Genomic DNA, 20889 nt, shown 5'->3' on the forward strand with positions numbered 1-20889 from the left:
AATGTGGTCAGCTTTGTCATGTCCTAAAATTGTTGAAGCATTCCTTTCACTCGACATCGATTACCCATCGGTCCACGTGGAATTCTCCAATAACAAATATTAACCTTAGTAGTAACGTGAAGAATTTATTGTTGTGGTAACGATGTTTTCTGTTGTGAAACAGCAAATAAAATGGGTTTGTTTTTATCAAAAAGTGTGCATTTCAACGATAATACACACAAAGGCACGACTTTAAAAATGCATTGAATGAGGTAATCCTAATAAAAATTTTGGCAGATTTTTTATGTAAACACCTCTTTTTCAGGGATAAAAATCAGTGTCATTTTTTCTGAAATTAGAGTAAATTTTTCATGTATTTCTAACTCATTTTTAATGCACTAACAACAATTTTAAATGAGTAAAATAATGCTATTTTATGCTTAAAAAATGAACACAAAACATCCGAACCAAACGTTTCAAAAATTGTATTTCCAGATATTTTTTAATAACATTTACCTGTTTTTCTGATATTAAAAGGCGCTTAAAATCAAAATGAAAAATGTTATTTGGAGTGCATTAAGGCGTTTTAAACAATATTAAAAGCAATGTGGTCTTCTGCAAAAAAACAGTCTTTAAAATAGCTTATATAAAGCTGTAGGGCACTAATAGTTTTCAAGCACTTTACTACAACTACAAACCTTGTGCTGCTCCCCTATATTTTAAAGTCAAAATTCTTTAAAGGTACTGCTATGAGCAACTATTATATTGAATATCTACTACTGTTTATTGTATACTCAAATATTAAAACTGAGCCTTTGAACCTCTATTTTAATATACCTAAACAAAAATTATTTAGAAGTTCAAATGAGTACGAGATAAGAATTACTATATTTATAGCCTGTTATATTCATACTACATATTAGCAATGTCTTTCTAAAAGACTTTCTCGGAAAGCGAGTAAAAAAAGCTTTGAGCTCTTTCAAGGCTTAGCTAATTACAGCCAATTATTTATTAGAATTTTTATTACGAAGCTTTAGGTTTTAAGCACTATATAATTTTGCATTTTAACCTTTTGTGCCAAAACATGTAGTATGAAATGAACAAACAATTAATATCTAAAACCATTGAAACATTCTACAATCAAGCCTCGGAGGAAACCCGACTTGAAAGTGGAATGGGGTTATTTGAATTTGAAAGAAATAAGTTGCTAATTGAAGCATATCTAACCGAACCAAACTTACAAATAGTAGATGTTGGCGGAGGAACAGGAAAATATGCAGAGTGGCTATCAAAAAAAGGTCATAAGGTTGATTTAATTGAACCTGTTGAAAAACATGTACAATTAGCAAACCAAAGGTCAAAAAGACTTAAGAACAAGTTTAAGGTGCATTTAGGAGAATCTAGAAGTCTTCATTTTCCAGATGATTTTGCCGACTTGATCATACTTCATGGTCCACTTTACCATCTTCAAAGAAATGAAGATAGAGCATTAAGTATTATAGAAGCTAAACGTGTCTTGAAAAATGGCGGAATCATTTTGGGTTTTGCCATAAACTATACAGCTTCAACCGTGGTAGGACTTTTAAATGGTCTCATTCACAAAAAGTCCTTTTTTGAGATGTGCAAAAGTGAATTGACAACGGGCTTACACAATCCGCCAGATGATTTTCCTTGGCTCTTGGCAGAGGCTTATTACCATAAACCAGATCAATTAAAATCAGAATTTGAAAATCAAGGTTTAGCCTATTTAAAAACCTATGCAGTGGAAGGTATGGCATGGCTTGACAAAGACTTTTTTGTCAACATTCAAAATGTCAAAAAAAGAAAGACTTTAATAGCGTTACTTAAAATCACGGAAAACGACAGCTACATTTTACCTTTTAGTCCACATATGATGATAGCAGTAAAAAAAGAAACACTTGGAAAATAAAGACAGATACTTAAAAGCCCTCATTGAAAACCGTGGTCAATTAAATGAGATTGATTTAGGAGAAAAGATTCAATTGGAAGAAGAGGAGACAAGGGAAATAATAGCACAGCTATTATCTGAACATAGAGTTATTTACCAAGAAAACGGATGTTGTGCATACAACGTTAAGTAAGTACTTTCCACAGGTCTCCATTCTATTTTTTTTGAAATTAACTATGAAGTAATTTGACCGGTATAGACAGTTACATTCTAATCCAAACTACTTAAATATACCCATATGTATATTTTGTAAAAAAATGACAGATAGAGTTTCTGTGCAAAAATGGTTTATTATAACCTATACTACATATAACGATTGGTATATGATAGGTTGTCATTTAAAAATAAAAACAACAAATCCCTTGTCATTACATTGACAAGGGATTCAATATCGTAGAATTACCTTATAGCGGTTCTATGCCATCTGCTCTTGATTGACCCGCATAATCCACATTTTGTCATCATAGGCATCATTTAGCTTAGAGTAATAGGATATAAGGGCATTGGTCCAAGAGTCGTGCTTTTTAAGATACACGTATCTATAATTGTTCTTAGGGTTGATAAAGTAGCTAGCACTTAGTCCAAATGAATTTAGCAGCGCCACAAACTTTTTAGCATTATTTGGGTTTGCAAATACATTTGCAATTAAGTAGTAACCAGAACCGGCTCCTTCTATCACATAAGATTTAGAATCGATCTCTCTAGAATCTACATTGTCTCTCACCACCTCATTGGAGGTTAAAACATTAGAATCATATTTGGAAGACTTCTCTTTTAGTTTGTTTACATTACTGGCATAAGCCTCATTAGAGTACTTATTATCAACGTTCATTATCCACATGGCACCATCATAAGCGCCATTTAATTTTGAGTCATGTGCGGCAACAGCATCTTCAAAAGTTTCAAAACGTTGTAAATACACATATTTTAAACCAGTGTTGGGGTTATCAATATAATCGGCTTGTATCCCTTTTGCATTAAGGTCATCTATGAAGTTGTTCATGTACTGCCCACCTTTATACACATTCGCTACTACGTAATACCCATCGGTAACATCTGGTAAATTTTTAAATCTTCTACTCTTAACTCCATCTTGTACAATCTCTGTAGTCTTAGCAGTCGGTGTTGTGGTAGTGGTTCTTCTTCTACTTGCCACAACTGCATCTTTAGGTTGTACCTGCTTTTGATATTCGCGGTCAACGGTTGATCTATCGGTAGTATTGGTTGCCACAACCGCTTCGCTTTTAATAACAGGTCCTTTAGTGTTATTAGCTGCAACAACTACTCTATCTTGTTGACTTTCATTTACTACTTTATTCGAATTTAAGGGTTGTCCTGTGTTGCTAGGGTTATAACTAGATGCAATCTCAGTATCACTATTCTCATCTAAGAAAAGTTCCTTTGCCCTTTGCTCTAAATCTGGTCTTTCACCGTTGGTCTCGTTACGTACCATACGCATAACCATGGCAAAACGTCTTTCTAGGTCAGACTGGCGAATAGCTTCCAAAGAATCCTGACGAAACATCAGCTCTTCAATTATAGCATCATTTTCGGCCAGCTTCATTTTTAGCTCCTCAATTTCTTCATTGGTTGCAACGTTCTCAGGCTCTTCATCGTTCTTAACCAGATCATCTTCAAAATCATCTTCTAACATTACCCTATCTTCGGTTAGGTTAGGAGAGAATGAATATGCAACGGATATCTCATGCGTGAGACCAAAATTATCAAAATTATTGGACAGCCCTTTTTCCATGGTATACCCTAATGATATTCTTTCATTCAAGTTAAAACCAACACCTGCAGCAGCTCCATAGAAACTATCATAACCACCCTGGATCCAACCTAATTTAGGAAGATCAAGTATTAAACTACCACCCAAGGTAACATCTTCTTCACCTACTTTTCTAACCCTTGCCAACGGCATTAATCTAGCTTCTTCAAAAATTCCTTTTTGATTTTCAAACTGATGGGTATATTGTAAATGGGCAGAATATGTTTTATCCTTAAATTCGGTTACCGACTCGCTATTCTTTAAATTGTAGTCAAATAGGTTTTCTGCAAACATACCTACATCAAACTTTCCATAAGAAAGGTTAAAACCAGGTTGAAACGATAATAGGCTTTGATCTTGTAAACCCGCCAAAAAAGGATCTTCTTCAACCGTTGAAGCCCTACCGTTATCAAATCCACTTTGATAGTACGATACGTTAGCACCAAAGGTAAAATTACTCTTATCGTTCAACTTAACGCCATAAGCGTAGTTTGCAAGTACACCAAAATTACTTAGTATACCTTCTCTTTGTGAATACAGACTTAAACCAAGTCCGGTTCTATCACTAATACGTCCACTGTAGCTTAAGAAATAGTTCTGATTGTTATCATCAAATTGTACCGATTGGTTTCTGTGTAACAAGTTGATATATGATTTATCTTCCCTAACCGTTGAAAACGTAGGGTTAATTAAGAATCGGTTATACTTCAATAAGTTTTGGGCAGGAACGTCATATGATACAAACGGACTTTCCTCTTGCCCACTAACCTTCATGATAGCAAACACAAATAACAATAGATATAAAACACTTTTCTTTAGCATGGTGAGCTTAACGTATTACTGTGATCGTACCTTGTTTAAGTACTTCACTGGCATTTCTAATTTTATAATAGAATACCATATTTTGTTTGGTGAAAGCCGTAGTTGACTGCGGCCAATTATTTTTATAGTCGAATTCGTTTACAATTTCCTGACCTTGTTCATTATAGATTATGATATTAACATCGGCCTTATTAGAATATGAGTTAGGGATTACCCATTGATCATTGATTCCATCTCCGTTTACCGTAATTACATTAGGTACTTTAAACGTATCTAAGTACGAGACTTCCACTTGTCTAATGATCTCACAATTATCAATTGAAGCGATCAATGTATAGCTACCAGCTTCCGTAAAAGTTATACTATCCACATTGCCTATTTCAACGGCATTGGCATCTAGCCATCTATATGCGGTACCTCCACTTGCGGTCACTAATTTTGTAGTGCCTTCTGGCATTACAATCTCAGTTCCCGGATCAAGCGTAATCAAGTTTTCATCAAGGGGACTAATTACAATTTCATTGGATAATAAAGCACAACCATCTCGGTTTACTGCCAATCTATAGCTACCTGCAGTAGATACCGTTAGTGATGTATCTGTTGTATTTACAGATGTTCCATCTAGTTGCCATTCAAAAGTAGAAGAACCTAGATCACTAGATGTACTTAAAGTTATCGTTTCGCCACCAGAACAGAATACAGTACCTGAACTTGCTATAGAAATGGTCTCGCTAGTTAATAACTGAACAGTTAACGAATTGGAATCTACAGTAAAACTATCTACCGATGCGTTAAGATCGTATGTTCCATTTTCAGCATTAGAAGCCAAACTAATAGTACTACTTGTTGCACCACTAACAGCTGTACCATCTTTGGTCCATTGATAGGTGAACCCATCTACTAAGGCGCTGGTAACATCTGTTTTAGTACCATCTGTAGCAACGGCATTAATTTGTTCTACACCCAATATCGTACTTGTTGATTCACATGAAGTATACGCATTGGTATAATTAATGGTCATTTCAAAAGAAGCAGGTGACACAACCGTAGTCACATCAGAATTTTTTGAGGATACAGAACACGATCCCCCTGTTTGGGTTACCTCAGCGTAATACTCTCCGTCTTGTGAAATAGTTATAGCACTATTGGTCTCGCCAGCTATTTCTATTCCATTTCTAAACCATTTATAACTAGGTGTATTTGCCGTTGTACTAACTGATAAGGTTTGGCTCTGCGTAGGCAAAAGCACCATATTAATTTCGTTTTCTACATCTACCGTATATACATCTGCATTTGTTATAGTAATCGCAGAAGATCTTTCATTACAGATACTCGTACTTGAAATTTCAATGGCATAGTCACCTTCAAATCCTGCAACGGATGCATCAACGGTATAAGAAGTTGCCGTAGCACCTAATATAGCCACATCATTTTTAAACCATTGATAGCTCCATGAAGCATCTGTTTGATCTATAGTAAGTGTTTCAGAATCTGTACTACACAAAGCAGTTTTGCTTGGTGCCGTTACAGCTATCCCCGTACCAGAACCTCCAATGGTTACATCAACGATATTAGAATCTGTATTACCGGAACCGGTACAACGTGGTCCATAATCAATATAAACATTATACATACCAGACTGGGTTACGTTTAATGTATGACCTGTTTCACCTGCTAACTCAGTTCCGCTTCTAAACCAAATATACTGGTAGGTTTCTGGGTTGCTTATATTATCAACTTGTAAGGTAATAGGACCAGTGCTACACACTGTACCTGGAGGCACACCATCACCTTGTTCACTAATGTTCAAGTTAGAAGTTACATCCATGTAATACATGTTATATGCGGGAGATTCGTTACCAATCTTTTCAGGATCAGTACTACGAACCCTCATTTTGTAACCTTCGCCACGCGTATCAGTTGGTATGGCAAAACTGGTATCAAAGTCCTTTACAGTATTCTTATCACTAATAGTTTGTAAAGTTTGCGCATTAGCAAAGCTACCAGTGGCATCAGATAATTCGAGAATAAACTCATTACCTGCATTGGCGGTACCAATCCACGTGATATTCACAAAATATTCATTGAAACCAGAGTTTCCCGCACAAACGGCGGTCCATGGCGTACTTCCTGACAGATTAGGATTGTCTGCAGGTTCTGGGGCATTGAGCACTATTGCCTGTGCCGATAATTGATAGGCACTAAATAGCATACAAAATGCGGTAAAAAAGGTAATTTTGGTCAAGGTTTTCATAAGTATTTGTAGTTATGGGGGCCACTACGGTTGAAAAGTTGGTTAATAAATTATTTTACTTTTCCATCATTTCATAGACAAATATGTTATTTAATCCGACGAAGAGGAATTTATTGTTGTCGGAAGGAAGATTTATGTTGTGAAACTCATTTTATGTAAGGTGTACTTTATTTAAACCTGTCGTTTAAGGCAATTTTGCTACTTTTGTAGCTTGAAATATATTGACATGAGCGAGACAACAAAGTCTTTGAATTTTATTGAACAAATTGTTGAAGAGGACTTGGTAAATGGTTATACCAAAGATCAATTACGATTTCGTTTTCCCCCAGAACCTAATGGATACCTTCATATAGGTCATGCAAGTTCCATTTGCTTAAACTTTGGTTTAGGTTTAAGGTATAATGCGCCTGTAAATCTGCGTTTTGACGACACCAACCCGGCAAAAGAAGAACAAGAGTTTGTAGATGCCATTAAAAAGGACGTTGAATGGTTAGGTTTTAAGTGGGATACCGAACGGTATGCATCTGATTATTTCCAACAATTATATGACTGGGCAATTGAATTGATCAAAAAAGGAAAGGCATATGTGGACAATCAATCTTCTGAAGAAATGGCCGCACAAAAAGGCACGCCTACAGAACCCGGTACAAATAGTCCATTTAGAAATAGATCGGTAGAAGAGAATTTAGCGCTTTTTGAAAAAATGAAAAATGGCGAATTTGAAGAGGGTACACATGTACTTAGGGCAAAAATTGATATGTCATCTTCAAATATGCTAATGCGCGACCCTATTATGTACAGGATACTGCATAAAGCGCACCATAGAACAAATACCGATTGGTGTATTTATCCTATGTACGATTGGACCCACGGTGAAAGTGATTACATAGAACAAGTGTCTCATTCCTTCTGTACGTTAGAATTTGCCATGCACCGTGAATTGTATAACTGGTTTTTAGATCAGGTATATGATCAAGATAAGGTAAGGCCTAAACAACGTGAGTTTGCCCGTCGTAACTTAAGCCATACCGTAGTTAGTAAAAGAAAATTAGCCCAGCTGGTAGAAAAGGGCATTGTTAATGGGTGGGACGACCCAAGAATGCCAACCATATCAGGTCTGCGTAGAAGAGGATATACGCCAGAGTCTATCCGTAATTTTGCGGATACCATTGGAATTGCTAAAAGGGACAACTTAATTGATGTTTCTTTATTGGAATTCAACATACGTGAACATTTAAATAAAACCACGCATAGAGTAATGGGTGTTTTAAATCCATTAAAACTGGTTATTACCAATTATCCAGAAGGAGAAACCGAGTGGCTAGAAGCAGAAAATTCCCCTGAAGATGAAAATGCAGGTTCAAGACAAGTTCCTTTTTCAAGAGAACTATATATAGAACAAGAGGATTTTAGGGAGTCTGCCAATAAAAAGTTCTTTCGTTTAAAATTGGGCGGAGAGGTTCGTTTAAAGAACGGATATATCATAAAAGCTGAAAGTTGCACAAAAGATACCGATGGTAATATTACAGAAGTCCAATGTACATATGACCCAAAAAGTAAAAGTGGTAGTGGTACGGAAGAAAGTTTGCGTAGGGTAAAAGGGACTTTACATTGGGTTTCAATAGCACATGCCTTAAAGACGGAAGTTAGGTTATACGATAGGCTATTTACAGATGAAAGTCCAGATGCTCACAAGGACAAGGATTTCTTGGAGTTTATTAATCCAGATTCTTTAACCGTAATAACAGGATATGTAGAGCCTGCGTTAAAGGATGCGAAGCCAGGTGATCGTTTTCAATTTCAACGACTAGGATATTTTTGTGTTGATCCAGATACCACCACAGATAAATTAGTCTTCAACAGAACTGTTGGTTTACGAGATTCTTGGGCTAAAATTCAGGAAAAAAAGTAATATAATCATTGCTTATAAAGACTCATCAGTTTAATCAATAAGTCTTATACAAAAGCGCCGTTAGATATACGTTCTAACGGCGCTTTATAAATTAAAGACCTATTGATATTGTTTAGCCGACAAAACCCCTTTAAAAGAGTGTATTTAGCGAAAACCTATACAAGTAAGAACCTTTGCTATCAAAAAAAGCCGGACATAAAAAAAGCCCGAAAAAAAATTTTCGAGCTTTTTTAAAATTGGTCTTTAAATTATTCTTTTGGTTTGGGCTTGTTGGTTTTTTTCATGCTTTCTCCGATCATGTTACTTGCCGTAAAGCTTGCCACCATATTATTCAACATATCACTACCGGCTTGTGGTGAGTTAGGTAATAGAATTAAATTGGTATTGGTTTCTTCACCTATACTTTGAAGTGTATCATAATGCTGTGTTACTACGATCAATGCAGAAGCTTCTTGGGAGTTTATACCTACCTTGTTCAATACCTCTACAGATTCTTCTAGACCACGGGCAATTTCTCTTCTTTGATCGGCAATACCCTGTCCTTGTAACCTTTTACTTTCCGCTTCGGCTTTTGCCTTTTCAACAATTAATATACGAGCAGCATCACCTTCAAACTGGGCAGCTGTTTTTTGGCGCTCAGAAGCATTAATTCTATTCATGGCCTCTTTTACCTGCGGATCTGGATCAATATCCGTTACCAAGGTCTTTATGATATCAAAACCATAATCCAACATGGCCTCCTGTAATTCAGATTTTACCGCAATTGCTATATCATCTTTTTTAACGAAGACATCATCCAATTTCATTTTTGGCACTTCTGCACGTACGACATCAAATACATATGATGTTATTTGCTCGTGCGGATACTCCAACTTATAGTAAGCATCATATACTTTTTCTCTAATTACTACATATTGTACCGATACTTTCAGCTTAACAAAAACATCATCCAACGTTTTAGTTTCAATAATTACATCTAGCTGCTGAATTTTTAAACCTATTCTTGCTGCTATACGTTGTACAAAAGGAATTTTAAACTGAATACCCGATTGTCTAACACTAGTAAATTTTCCAAATGTTTCTATTAAAACCGCCGTTTGCTGCTTAACAATAAACACACCGGATAAGATGGTCACAATGACCAGAAACAAAATTGGAATCCAAATAAATGAGCCCATAATAATTGATTTTTAAGTTAATAATGGAAGATACTAAAAGCCTTCTTAACATTAGTTGTCAAATAGCCACATTTGTTACATGAATTTCCTGTTTAATTTATAACGGGTAATTCAAACGTTACACTGTATTGATAATTAACTAACTATCTGTACATTTAAAGCTATAAAGTTATTTCAATGCTATTAGCCATACATCCAAAACTACCTATGCGAAATAAGTCTAAAACCAAGGCCTATTATATAGATATGCTAGGTTTTAAAGAGTTGGGCACTGCCACATATCCGGATTACTTAATGCTTGTAAAAGAGCATGTAGAAATTCATTTCTTCTTGTTCAAAACACTTGAACCTAAGGAAAATTATGGCCAGGTATATATACGAACCAAAGACATAGAAATATTATACCAATCATTATTAAATAACAAAGTTCCTATTCATCCTAATGGTAAACTAGAAGTAAAACCATGGGGTCAAACGGAATTTTCCCTTTTAGATCCAGACAATAATCTATTGACATTTGGTGAATCTACAACTTAAATTCTACCATAAAAAAGGGCAGTAACCAAGTTGGATGCTGCCCTTTAATTTAATATTGAAGTGTTATTACTTTAAATCATAACGATCTAAATTCATAACCTTTGTCCAAGTCTTCGCAAAATCTCTAACGAATTTCTCTTTAGCATCTTCCGTACCATATACTTCCGCTAAAGCACGTAGTTCAGAGTTGGAACCAAAGATAAGATCTGCTCTTGTACCTGTCCACTTAACCGCTCCAGATTTACGATCGCTACCTTCAAATACAGTATCATCGTTAGAAGCAGCTTTCCATGTTGTGCCCATGTCTAAAAGATTTAAGAAGAAATCATTGGTCAATACACCTGGCTTGTCTGTGAACACGCCGTTATTAGAACCATCATAATTTGCACCTAATACACGTAGACCACCTATAAGAACTGTCATTTCCGGCGCAGTCAAAGTCAATAGATTAGCTCTATCGACCAATAATTCCTCAGCCTGTACAGACAATTTTTTTCTAGTATAATTTCTAAATCCGTCCGCTAAAGGCTCTAATGCATCAAATGCTTCAGCATCTGTCATCTCCTGAGTAGCATCGGTACGACCTGCATTGAATTCCACATTCGTAGCAAAACCTGCTAAACTAGCGGCATTCTCTACTGCAGCAGTACCACCTAATACAACTAAATCTGCAAAAGAAACCTTTTTATTGCCAGACTGGCCTGCATTAAACTCTTTTTGTATTCTTTCTAAAGTTGCTGTAACCTTGGCCAATTGAGTAGGGTTATTTACTTCCCAATCTTTTTGAGGAGCTAAACGAACACGACCACCATTTGCGCCACCTCTTTTATCCGAACCTCTAAAAGTAGATGCAGATGCCCATGCTGCACTTACCAACTCTGCCGTTGAAAGTCCAGAAGACAAAATAGTTTTCTTTAATTGGGCGATATCGGAATCATCGATCAATTCAAAATCTACCGTTGGTACAGGATCTTGCCATAGCAATTCCTCTTGTGGCACCTCTGGTCCTAAGTAACGCTCTTTAGGTCCCATATCACGGTGTGTTAATTTGTACCAAGCTCTAGCATAGGCATCCTTGAACTCATCTGGATTCTCTAAAAAGTTTCTTGAAATCTTTTCAAATTCCGGATCTACACGCAAAGACATATCTGTTACCAACATAAATGGTTGGTGAGTTTTTCCTGGAATATGCGCATCTGGCATTTCACCGGCGCCTGCATCACCTACTGGTTTGTATTGCCATGCACCAGCGGGACTTTTAGTTAACTCCCATTCAAAACCAAATAGGTTCTCAAAGAAGTAATGGCTCCATTTTGTAGGAGTTTGTGACCAAGCACCTTCTAGACCACTAGTAATTGTATCTGCACCAAAACCACTACCATAACTACTTTTCCAACCAAGACCTTGTTCCGTAATATCGGCTGCAGCTGGTTCAACATCTACATAATCATCGGGATTGGCAGCTCCGTGCGTTTTACCAAAAGTGTGTCCACCGGCAATCAATGCAACAGTTTCATAATCATCCATGGCCATTCTTTTAAAGGTCTGTCTTATATAGTGAGCAGCTTCTAATGGGTCAGGATTTGCATTATGACCTTCAGGATTTACATAGATCAATCCCATATGGGCAGCACCTAACGGATTCTCCAATTCATTTCCATCCTCATCATATCTTTGCTTGTTGCCCAACCATTCTGTTTCAGATCCCCAATACACATCTTCTTCAGGTTGCCAAATATCTTCACGACCACCAGCAAAACCAAACATTGGTAATCCCATACTTTCATGGGCCACGTTACCTGCTAAGATCAGCAAATCTGCCCAAGATATTTTTTTACCATATTTCTGTTTAATAGGCCATAATAACAAACGTGCCTTATCTAGGTTGGCGTTATCCGGCCAACTATTTAAAGGAGCAAAACGTTGGTTACCTGAACTTGCACCACCTCTACCATCTGAAATACGGTAAGTACCAGCACTGTGCCAAGCCATACGGATGAAAAACGGACCATAATGACCATAATCTGCTGGCCACCAATCTTGACTATCGGTCATTAAATCGGTCAAATCCTTCTTTATCGCCGCTAAATCCAAAGACTTAAATTCCTCAGTATAGTTAAAGTCATCATCCATTGGATCAGCCATTTTAGAATGTAACCTCAATATATTAAGGTTTAACATATTTGGCCACCAATCTTTATTAGTGGTTCCACCACCTGCTGCTTGATGCATTTCACCATTTAAAAATGGACAATTTGCCGCTGACGAATCATTCACGTCCCAAGCTTCACCTTTTCCGTTAGTACTACTCATGATTATAATAGTTTAATTGTTGTTTTTAGTTCTTCAGTGGTAAAATTATCAATAATTAATTTATCGAAAATTCAATTACAATAGAAAATATCTATGGTACGATTATAAAACGTTTAGCAATTAATCAATTCGGTTGCAGAACCACTTCATAAAAGCCACTAAATCTTAGAATATCATAAAGATAAAAAGATAATAGTATAATCTGATACCAAACAACCATTAATTAATGGTTTAGTAAACCAAGCTATAAGTCACAAGAACTATCAACGTATAATGCATAAAGAGGGATGGACCAAAAATCTACCATTGAGATAAAATAGCACTTGTATTACGTTAATGATTACACTAAAAATGTACCTGTATGCCTTTGAACAAAGCCGACACTCAAAAATTAATTTAACAAATCATTGATAATTCTACCTTTTAAAACTAGCTATATTGCAGGTTAACCAGACCAAATAAATGCCTAAAATCACCAAAAGACAACGCCAAGCAAAATGGTTGCGAATATTTCGCAAAGTACATCGTGCAACAGGTGCGGCTCTGTTCATTTTTTTCTTTTTTATTTCTATTACAGGGCTTCTTTTAGGTTGGAAAAAGCATAGTGGAGGAGTAATTCTGTCTAAAACCTATAAAGGCACTTCAACAGATTTAAAAGATTGGCTACCCGTAGATAGTTTACATAGCCTTGCTAACACGTATATCTTGGAACATATATCGCCAGAACTATCCACCAAAATAGATCGCATAGATATTAGAAAAGAAAAAGGTATCGTAAAATTTGTATTTGAAGATCATTATTGGGGTTTACAACTAGATGGGGCCACAGGTACTGTCTTACACACTGAACGCCGGTATTCTGATATCATTGAACATATTCATGATGGTTCCATTTTAGATGATTATTTAGGTACAAGTGATAATCAAATAAAGGTGTTCTATACTACGGTAATGGGTCTTGCCCTTTTACTTTTTACCATTACAGGCTTTTGGCTTTGGTATGGACCTAAGCGAATGCGTAAAAATAATGCAAGTACTTAAAAATTAGGCTTAGCTTTGAAATCTTCAATAAGCTATAAAGACATGCCAGAATACAAGAAAAAAGATATTTTACAAAAGCCTAGTTTACACTCAAGAAATAAACATACCGGTCGTTATGACCTTAAGGCACTAAAGCTGCTCAATCCAGATTTAAAACCATTTGTAGCCAAAAATAAACACGGTAATTTATCTATTGATTTTTTTAACCCTATAGCCGTAAAAGCACTAAACAAGGCATTACTTATGGCACATTACGGTATTGAATATTGGGACATACCAGATGGTTTTTTATGTCCGCCAATACCTGGTAGGGCAGACTATATACACCATATTGCAGATGTTTTGGCAGACAGTAATCATGGAACTTTAGTCAAAGGTGATAAAATTAAGTGTCTAGATATTGGAGTAGGTGCAAATTGTGTATATCCAATAATTGGAAACAGCGTCTATGATTGGTCTTTTTTAGGTTCGGATATTGACTCAAAAGCCATTGAGGCGGCACAAAAAATTGTAGAAAACAACGCCAATCTAACTGGTAAGGTAAAATTTAGATTACAAGAAAAACCTGAGCATATATTTTCTGGAATTTTAAAGGCTGATGAAAAAGTAGATTTCACTATATGCAATCCGCCATTTCATGCGAACCAAGCCGAGGCCGAAGCTGGAACTTTGCGTAAATTGAGCAATTTAAAAAAGAAGCGTATTAAAAAACCGGCCCTTAATTTTGCAGGGCAAGGAGGAGAGCTTTGGACCGATGGTGGCGAAAAACGATTTGTATTGAACATGATCAATGAAAGTGCACAATTTTCAAAAAATTCCGCTTGGTATTCAACTTTGGTAAGCAAACAATCAAATTTGAGATCGTTCTATGACCGACTGGAGAAAATTGGAGCAACTGCCCATAAAACCATACCTATGGGACAGGGCAACAAAATGAGCAGGTTGGTTGCTTGGACATTTTTGACCGATGAAGAAATGAAAACATGGGCTGACGAACGTTGGAAAAGCGAATAAATATCAATTTAAAATTATTGAAGTAAAGACTGGTTTATAATAATACGTTTGTAGCTTTTTAAACCCTTTGTATGATAAATATGACGAAGGGTCGATTTTTATTTTTAAATCCCTTAAAATCGATACTATGCCCGGAGAAAGCAATCTTGAAGTACTATTACAAAGTTTAAAACCTAAATTAAACGAAGGGGACTATGTTTTTATAAGTCTCCCCGAAATTGGCCATATTTCAAGAGCTGATATTCTTTTTGAATTTAAAGAAACCGAAGGCATCACCATAATATTGACAAAAGAAAAAGCAGCGCATTATAAATTAGCTTATGAATTCATAGCCTCTTGGATTACATTGACCGTACACTCCGCTTTAGATGCGGTTGGGTTGACCGCTGCAGTTGCCAATGCGTTAACAAAACATAATATTAGCTGTAACGTGGTTGCCGCATTTTATCATGACCATATTTTTGTCTCCACAAAAGACGCTACTAAAGCCATGAGCATTCTGCAAGAATTTTCTAATAAATAAGCTTTAACCCAGTTTTTCTAGCGCTGTTTTAATTCGGGCAATACTTTCTTCTTTTCCAACCATTGCCATTATATCAAAAATATGGGGACCTTTCATATCACCAACTAAGAACAAACGTAGGGGAGGCATAACCTTACCAAAAGAAAGTTCTTTTTCACCGATCCATGCTTTAACCATGGTTTCGCTATTCTCCGATGAAAAATCTTCAATGGATTCTATTACAGAAATCAATTCATTCATGATGACTGCAGTATCTTCTTTCCACTGCTTTTTGGCAGCCTTTGCATTATACTCAGTAGGAGCTACGAAAAAATAATCTGACAGATCCCAAAAATCGGAAACAAAAACTGCGCGTTCTTTTATTAAACTTACCACCTTGGTTACATACTCCAGATTTATCTTATCCTCATCAGTAGTATGCTCTTTTACAATGGGTAAGAAGCTAGCAGCCAGTTCTGCATTAGCAGTTTCCTGTAAATAGTGTTGATTGTACCATTTGGTCTTTTCTGGGTCAAAACGCGCTCCAGATTTATTTACACGGTCTAAACTAAAAGTTTTCACCAACTCCTCTAAAGAAAATAGTTCTTGTTCCGTACCAGGATTCCATCCTAATAAAGCCAAAAAATTAACAACTGCTTCAGGGAAATATCCTGATTCTTTATACCCAACAGAATCGTTCCAAGAAAGAGGAAAAACCGGAAAGCCCATTTTTTCACCATCACGCTTACTCAATTTACCTTTACCAACAGGTTTCATAATCAATGGTAAATGAGCAAATTCTGGAGCATTCCATTCAAATGCATCATACAACTGTTTGTGTAATGCTAAAGAAGGTAACCATTCTTCGCCACGAATTACATGAGAAATTTCCATTAAATGGTCATCAACAATATTTGCCAAATGATAGGTTGGCATACCATCACTCTTAAAAAGAACTTTGTCATCTAGCACATTTGTATCTATCTGTATTGTACCACGAATTAAATCTTGCAATTGCAATTTTTCATCTGGCGGCGTTAAAAATCGAATAACATAGTCATCACCATTGGCCAACCTTTCTTTAACTTCTTCTGGCATTAATGAAAGAGAATTATCCAACTTTAACCTGTTATGCCAGTTATATATAAAAGTTTTACCTTTTTCTTCATGCTCTTTTCTATGAGCATCTAAGCTTTCTGAAGTATCAAAAGCATAATATGCCTTACCTTTCGCAATTAAATCATCTGCGTATTTCTTATATAAAGATTTACGCTCGCTCTGTCTATACGGTCCAAAACTACCTTCTTTACCAACACCTTCATCAAAAGGAATTCCGCACCAGTTCAATGCATCAATTATATATTGTTCCGCACCTTCCACATATCTATTTTGATCGGTATCTTCTATACGCAGTATAAAATCGCCACCATGTTTTTTGGCAAATAAATAATTAAAAAGGGCCGTGCGCACACCGCCAATATGTAATGGTCCTGTAGGACTTGGTGCAAAACGCACACGAACTTTCTTTGACATAATGATTATTTGATTGCGCAAAGATACATAACCAAGTGTTTTTAAATATAGAATACGAAATAGGATTTCACTTAAGTAAAGCGCATTTTCACTGTAATAAACAGCATTACAGGATTTTGATTTAACAAATATTTCCTAACAAACCATCTTAATATCCGTTATCTTGGTATAAAAAAGGGCAATTGCAAGACTATAATCACATATTACACCGGTTAAATCAATTTATAAAAAAACATTATTCTCAAATTCTTTTAAAGGGAATTTTGCTTTTTATAGCATTAGGATTTTTGTTTTTCCTCACCATCTTAGCTATAGAGTACTTTCTTTGGTTAAACTCTTTGGGCCGAACGGTATTATTTACCATGTTCATAGCAGTAGAAGTTCTATTGCTTTATAAATACATTTTAATACCGGTCTTCTATCTTCTTAAATTAAAAAAGGGCATTGGAAATAAAGAAGCCGCAAATATGATTGGCAAGCATTTTCCAGAAGTAGGGGATAAACTCACAAATTTGTTAGACTTAGCAGAAGATTCTGAACAGTCTGAATTATTACTAGCTAGTATTGCACAGCGTTCCAAACAAATGGATTCCGTTCCATTTTCAAGCGCAATTGATTTTAAAGAAGCCTTCAAAAATGTAAAGTATTCTATTATACCGATTGTCATTGTCTGTTTACTTTACCTCACCGGTAGTTGGAGTTCATTTTCTGGTACATATGAGAGAGTGGTAAACTATGAAATGGCATATGAAAAACCTGCACCGTTTCAATTTCATGTGCTTACCGATCAATTAAGTGCCTTACAAAATGAATCATTCACCATTCAAGTTTCCACAAAAGGAAAAGTTAAACCAGAAAATGTGTACATCGTAGTAGACGGTAAAACCATATTGATGCAAAAACAGGACGGGATTTATGAATACACCTTTTCACCACCCATACAATCTAAAAATTTTATGTTTTTGGCCAATGAAGTTAATTCAAAATCCTACTCATTAATCGCATTGAAAACTCCTTCAATATTAGATTTTTCAATGGATTTAAAATATCCTACATACCTGAACAAACCAAATGAAACAATCAAAAGTACGGGTAATGCGATTTTACCGGAAGGAACCCAAGTAACATGGAACATTGAAGGAGAAAATACCGAAAAGATTAATCTAAACACAAAAGATACCGTTCAATCTTTTATAAAAGAAAAAAACACGTTTACAATACAACGGAAAATATACAACGACCTAGATTATGAACTTACCACAACCAATGTAAATGTCGAAAATTATGAACGTTTAGAATACTCGTTCAAAGTAATTAAAGATGCTTATCCAACATTAAAGGTGACCCAGGTTTTAGATTCTTTGAATCCAAATGTTTCGTACTATACAGGAAATGCAAGTGACGATTATGGTCTTTCAAAAATTGAACTTGTTTACTATGAGGTTGGTAAAGAGAATCAAGAGCAGAAAATAAGCCTTGCAAAACCCAGTTCAAATTTTGAACAGTTTTACTACACCTTTCCATCAGGTTTGGCATTAGAATCCGGTAAACAATATGCGTTCTATTTCCAAGTAACCGATAACGATGCCGTACACCATGGAAAGGCTATAAAAAGTCAAATATTCCAACAGGTATTATTAAATGAAAATCAACTCAAGAATAAAGATCTTGAATCTCAACAATCACTCATAAAGGATTTAGATAAATCTTTGGAACGTGCAAAACAACAGAAAGAATCATTAGAGGAAATAAATCAAAATCAAAAAGAGAAAAGTAGTTTAAATTTTAATGATCAAAATCAAATTAAAGACTATTTAAAAAAGCAAGAACAACAAGAGCAATTAATGCAAAAGTTCAGCAAAGAGTTAAAGGAAAACCTAGACAAAGGAAACAAGGATGATAAATTAAACCAATTGTTACAAGAACGATTGGAGCGACAGGAACAACAAGCCAAGAAAAACCAGCAACTGCTAGAAGAACTAAATAAAGTAGCAGATAAAATTAAAAAAGAAGAGCTTACTAAAAAGCTTGAAGAATTAGGTAAAAAGCAACAAAATAGCGAACGCAGCCTAGAACAATTATTAGAATTGACCAAGCGCTATTATGTCACAGAAAAAGCGTCTCAACTAGCACGTGATCTTGAAGAACTGGCAAAAAAGCAAGAGGAACTTTCTAAAAAGAATAGAGAAGAAAATAGTTCAATTAAGCAGCAACAATTAAATAAAGCTTTTAATGAATTATCCAAAGAAATGGATGGGCTAAAAAATGATAATGAAAAACTAAAAAAACCAATTGATTTAAATTTAGACACCAATAAAAAAGAAGCTATTAAAGAAGATCAGAATGAAGCTTTAGACCAACTACAAAAACAAGAAAATTCAGAATCAAAATCAACCCCGGAAACCAATCAAAATAGTGCTTCAAAGAAACAAAAATCTGCTGCGCAGAAAATGAAAGAAATGAGTGAGCAACTCAGCTCATCTTCTTCCAGTAGTAGTGGAGGATCATCAGTAGCCGAAGATGCAGAAATGCTAAGACAAATATTGGATAACCTCATTATATTTTCATTTAAGCAAGAATCTTTATTAGATAAACTATCGGCTAAACAAGACCAAGATCAAACGCAATACTCACAAACAGTTCGTGACCAAAATGAATTAAGAGGGTTATTTGAACATGTTGACGATAGTCTTTTTGCCTTGTCTTTACGACAAGCAGAACTTTCAGAATTCGTAAATGAACAAATTACGGAAGTATACTATAACATTGATAAATCTTTAGAAACAATGGCAGATGGACAATTGTTTCAAGGAATTTCACATCAAAAATATGTATTGACCGCTTCAAACAGCTTAGCAGATTTTCTAGCAAATGTTATGGATAACATGCAAGAAAGTATGCAAATGGGTAAAGGTTCCGGTCAAAACGAAGGAGGTTTTCAACTACCAGATATTATCAAAGGACAACAACAACTTGGGCAAAAAATGGGTCAACAAGGCCAATCCGGAAAGGAAGGCAAAAGTGGAGAAGGAGAAAAGGGAAGTAAGGGCGAACAAGGAGAAGGAGGAAAACAAGGAGAGAATGGGAAGAAAGGTCAAAACGGAAAATCTGGAGAAAACGGAAGTGAAGGAGAAAATGGCCAGAATGGAAAAAATGGTAATGGTCAAGGAAACGGAAAAGGGAACTCTAACGGAAATGGAGGACAAGGAAATGGACAGATGAGTGAAGCAGAACTAAAAGAGATTTATGAAATTTATCAAAATCAACAAAAAATTCGTCAAGAGTTAGAAAAACAGTTAAAAAACATGATTAATAGCGGAGACCAAAAATTGGGTCAAAAGCTGATTAAGCAGATGGAGGATTTTGAGAATGATTTACTTGAAAATGGAATTACACAACGTACCATCAACAAAGCCAACACTATACAGTACGAATTATTGAAGCTGGAGAACGCAGCACTAAAGCAAGGAGAAAAATCTGAGCGAGAAAGTAGTAGAAATACAAAAGACTTCACAAATCCTATTACTACTAAACCCTCATTATTAGAGAATTATCATAATGAAGTGGAAATTTTAAATAGGCAAAGCTTACCTTTGCGGCAAAATTTTCAAACAAAGGTTAAAGAGTACTTCAAAGCAAATGATTAATTACAACTACCTAACCGATTTTAAGCTAGTAGAAGAAACACATTTTGATTCATGGATTATTAATTCTTGCAAAACCGAAGGTTTTTCAGTTCAAGAATTAAACTACATTTTTTGTGATGATGAATACTTGCTTAAAATCAATCAAGATTATTTACAACACGATTATTTAACAGACATTATTACCTTCGATTATGTATCAGGTAAAAATGTATCTGGAGATTTGTACATCTCTATAGATCGCGTAAAAGAAAACGCAAAAGACTTTAATGTCTCATTTGAAAATGAATTAAAGCGTGTAATGGTTCACGGTGTTTTACACTTAATGGGCTATTCGGATAAATCGGAAACAGCTACTGCCGAAATGCGCGCTAAAGAAGAAGAAAAAATAAAGCTGTTCCACGTGGAACAATAGAAGGT

Annotated in this window: 14 protein-coding genes; 9 read left to right on the plus strand and 5 right to left on the minus strand. The window is 35.5% G+C overall.

Annotated features, from left to right (window positions below; genetic code table 11):
• The first annotated feature begins 1075 nt into the window (after nt 1-1075).
• Together CSC80_RS06355 and CSC80_RS06360 are read left to right on the plus strand one after the other, a co-directional pair.
• On the plus strand, nt 1076-1909 hold the full coding sequence (locus tag CSC80_RS06355; protein ID WP_099190525.1) for a class I SAM-dependent methyltransferase: 834 nt from the start codon (nt 1076-1078) through the stop codon (nt 1907-1909).
• On the plus strand, nt 1899-2081 hold the full coding sequence (locus CSC80_RS06360; RefSeq protein ID WP_058104576.1) for a hypothetical protein: 183 nt from the start codon (nt 1899-1901) through the stop codon (nt 2079-2081). The genes CSC80_RS06355 and CSC80_RS06360 overlap by 11 nt, the downstream gene beginning before the upstream one ends.
• A gap of 282 nt (nt 2082-2363) precedes the next feature.
• On the opposite strand, the gene CSC80_RS06365 is transcribed toward CSC80_RS06360, so the two are convergent.
• Together CSC80_RS06365 and CSC80_RS06370 are read right to left on the minus strand one after the other, a co-directional pair.
• Nucleotides 2364-4541 (minus strand): type IX secretion system membrane protein PorP/SprF, encoded by a 2178-nt coding sequence (locus CSC80_RS06365; protein WP_099190527.1) that lies wholly within the window; start codon nt 4539-4541, stop codon nt 2364-2366.
• A gap of 7 nt (nt 4542-4548) precedes the next feature.
• Nucleotides 4549-6795 (minus strand): gliding motility-associated C-terminal domain-containing protein, encoded by a 2247-nt coding sequence (locus CSC80_RS06370; protein WP_236973334.1) that lies wholly within the window; start codon nt 6793-6795, stop codon nt 4549-4551.
• Nucleotides 6796-7021: 226 nt separating this feature from the next.
• Between CSC80_RS06370 and CSC80_RS06375 the strand changes: the two genes are divergently transcribed.
• Nucleotides 7022-8707 (plus strand): glutamine--tRNA ligase/YqeY domain fusion protein, encoded by a 1686-nt coding sequence (locus CSC80_RS06375; protein WP_058104578.1) that lies wholly within the window; start codon nt 7022-7024, stop codon nt 8705-8707.
• A 248-nt stretch (nt 8708-8955) separates the two neighbouring features.
• Here the strand turns inward: CSC80_RS06375 and CSC80_RS06380 are convergent, their stop codons facing one another.
• Nucleotides 8956-9885, minus strand: a complete 930-nt coding sequence (locus CSC80_RS06380; protein ID WP_058104579.1) for an SPFH domain-containing protein — start codon at nt 9883-9885, stop codon at nt 8956-8958.
• A 177-nt stretch (nt 9886-10062) separates the two neighbouring features.
• On the opposite strand from CSC80_RS06380, the gene CSC80_RS06385 reads away from it, so the two are divergent.
• Nucleotides 10063-10422: a VOC family protein gene (locus tag CSC80_RS06385; protein WP_099190529.1), complete on the plus strand. Its 360-nt coding sequence runs from the start codon at nt 10063-10065 to the stop codon at nt 10420-10422.
• A 66-nt stretch (nt 10423-10488) separates the two neighbouring features.
• Here the strand turns inward: CSC80_RS06385 and katG are convergent, their stop codons facing one another.
• Nucleotides 10489-12735: a catalase/peroxidase HPI gene (gene katG / locus CSC80_RS06390; protein ID WP_099190531.1), complete on the minus strand. Its 2247-nt coding sequence runs from the start codon at nt 12733-12735 to the stop codon at nt 10489-10491.
• Nucleotides 12736-13197: 462 nt separating this feature from the next.
• Between katG and CSC80_RS06395 the strand changes: the two genes are divergently transcribed.
• The 3 genes from CSC80_RS06395 to CSC80_RS06405 all read left to right on the plus strand — a co-directional run bounded on the left by CSC80_RS06395 (nt 13198) and on the right by CSC80_RS06405 (nt 15313).
• On the plus strand, nt 13198-13776 hold the full coding sequence (locus CSC80_RS06395) for a PepSY domain-containing protein (protein WP_099190533.1): 579 nt from the start codon (nt 13198-13200) through the stop codon (nt 13774-13776).
• 42 nt (nt 13777-13818) lie between these two features.
• Nucleotides 13819-14790 carry a 23S rRNA (adenine(1618)-N(6))-methyltransferase RlmF gene (rlmF, locus tag CSC80_RS06400; RefSeq protein ID WP_099190535.1) on the plus strand — a complete coding sequence of 324 codons (972 nt, stop codon included), beginning with the start codon at nt 13819-13821 and terminating at the stop codon, nt 14788-14790.
• Between the two features lie 127 nt (nt 14791-14917).
• Nucleotides 14918-15313, plus strand: coding sequence for an ACT domain-containing protein (locus CSC80_RS06405; protein WP_099190537.1), 396 nt, complete (start codon nt 14918-14920; stop codon nt 15311-15313).
• Nucleotides 15314-15316: 3 nt separating this feature from the next.
• Here the strand turns inward: CSC80_RS06405 and gltX are convergent, their stop codons facing one another.
• Entirely contained in the window at nt 15317-16825 is a 1509-nt protein-coding gene (gene gltX, locus CSC80_RS06410; RefSeq protein ID WP_099190539.1) for a glutamate--tRNA ligase, read from the minus strand.
• A 362-nt stretch (nt 16826-17187) separates the two neighbouring features.
• Here gltX and CSC80_RS06415 point away from each other — a divergent pair, with 362 nt between their 5' ends.
• Nucleotides 17188-20472, plus strand: a complete 3285-nt coding sequence (locus tag CSC80_RS06415) for a DUF4175 family protein (protein WP_236973335.1) — start codon at nt 17188-17190, stop codon at nt 20470-20472.
• The gene (ybeY, locus tag CSC80_RS06420; protein WP_099190543.1) at nt 20465-20884 is read left to right on the plus strand and encodes an rRNA maturation RNase YbeY; all 420 of its coding nucleotides are present in this window, start codon (nt 20465-20467) and stop codon (nt 20882-20884) included. Before CSC80_RS06415 ends, ybeY begins: the two co-directional genes overlap by 8 nt.
• The last annotated feature ends 5 nt before the right edge of the window (nt 20885-20889 follow it).

The sequence above is a fragment of the Maribacter sp. 6B07 genome, assembly GCF_002700155.1.
Classification (GTDB): Bacteria; Bacteroidota; Bacteroidia; order Flavobacteriales; family Flavobacteriaceae; genus Maribacter; species Maribacter dokdonensis.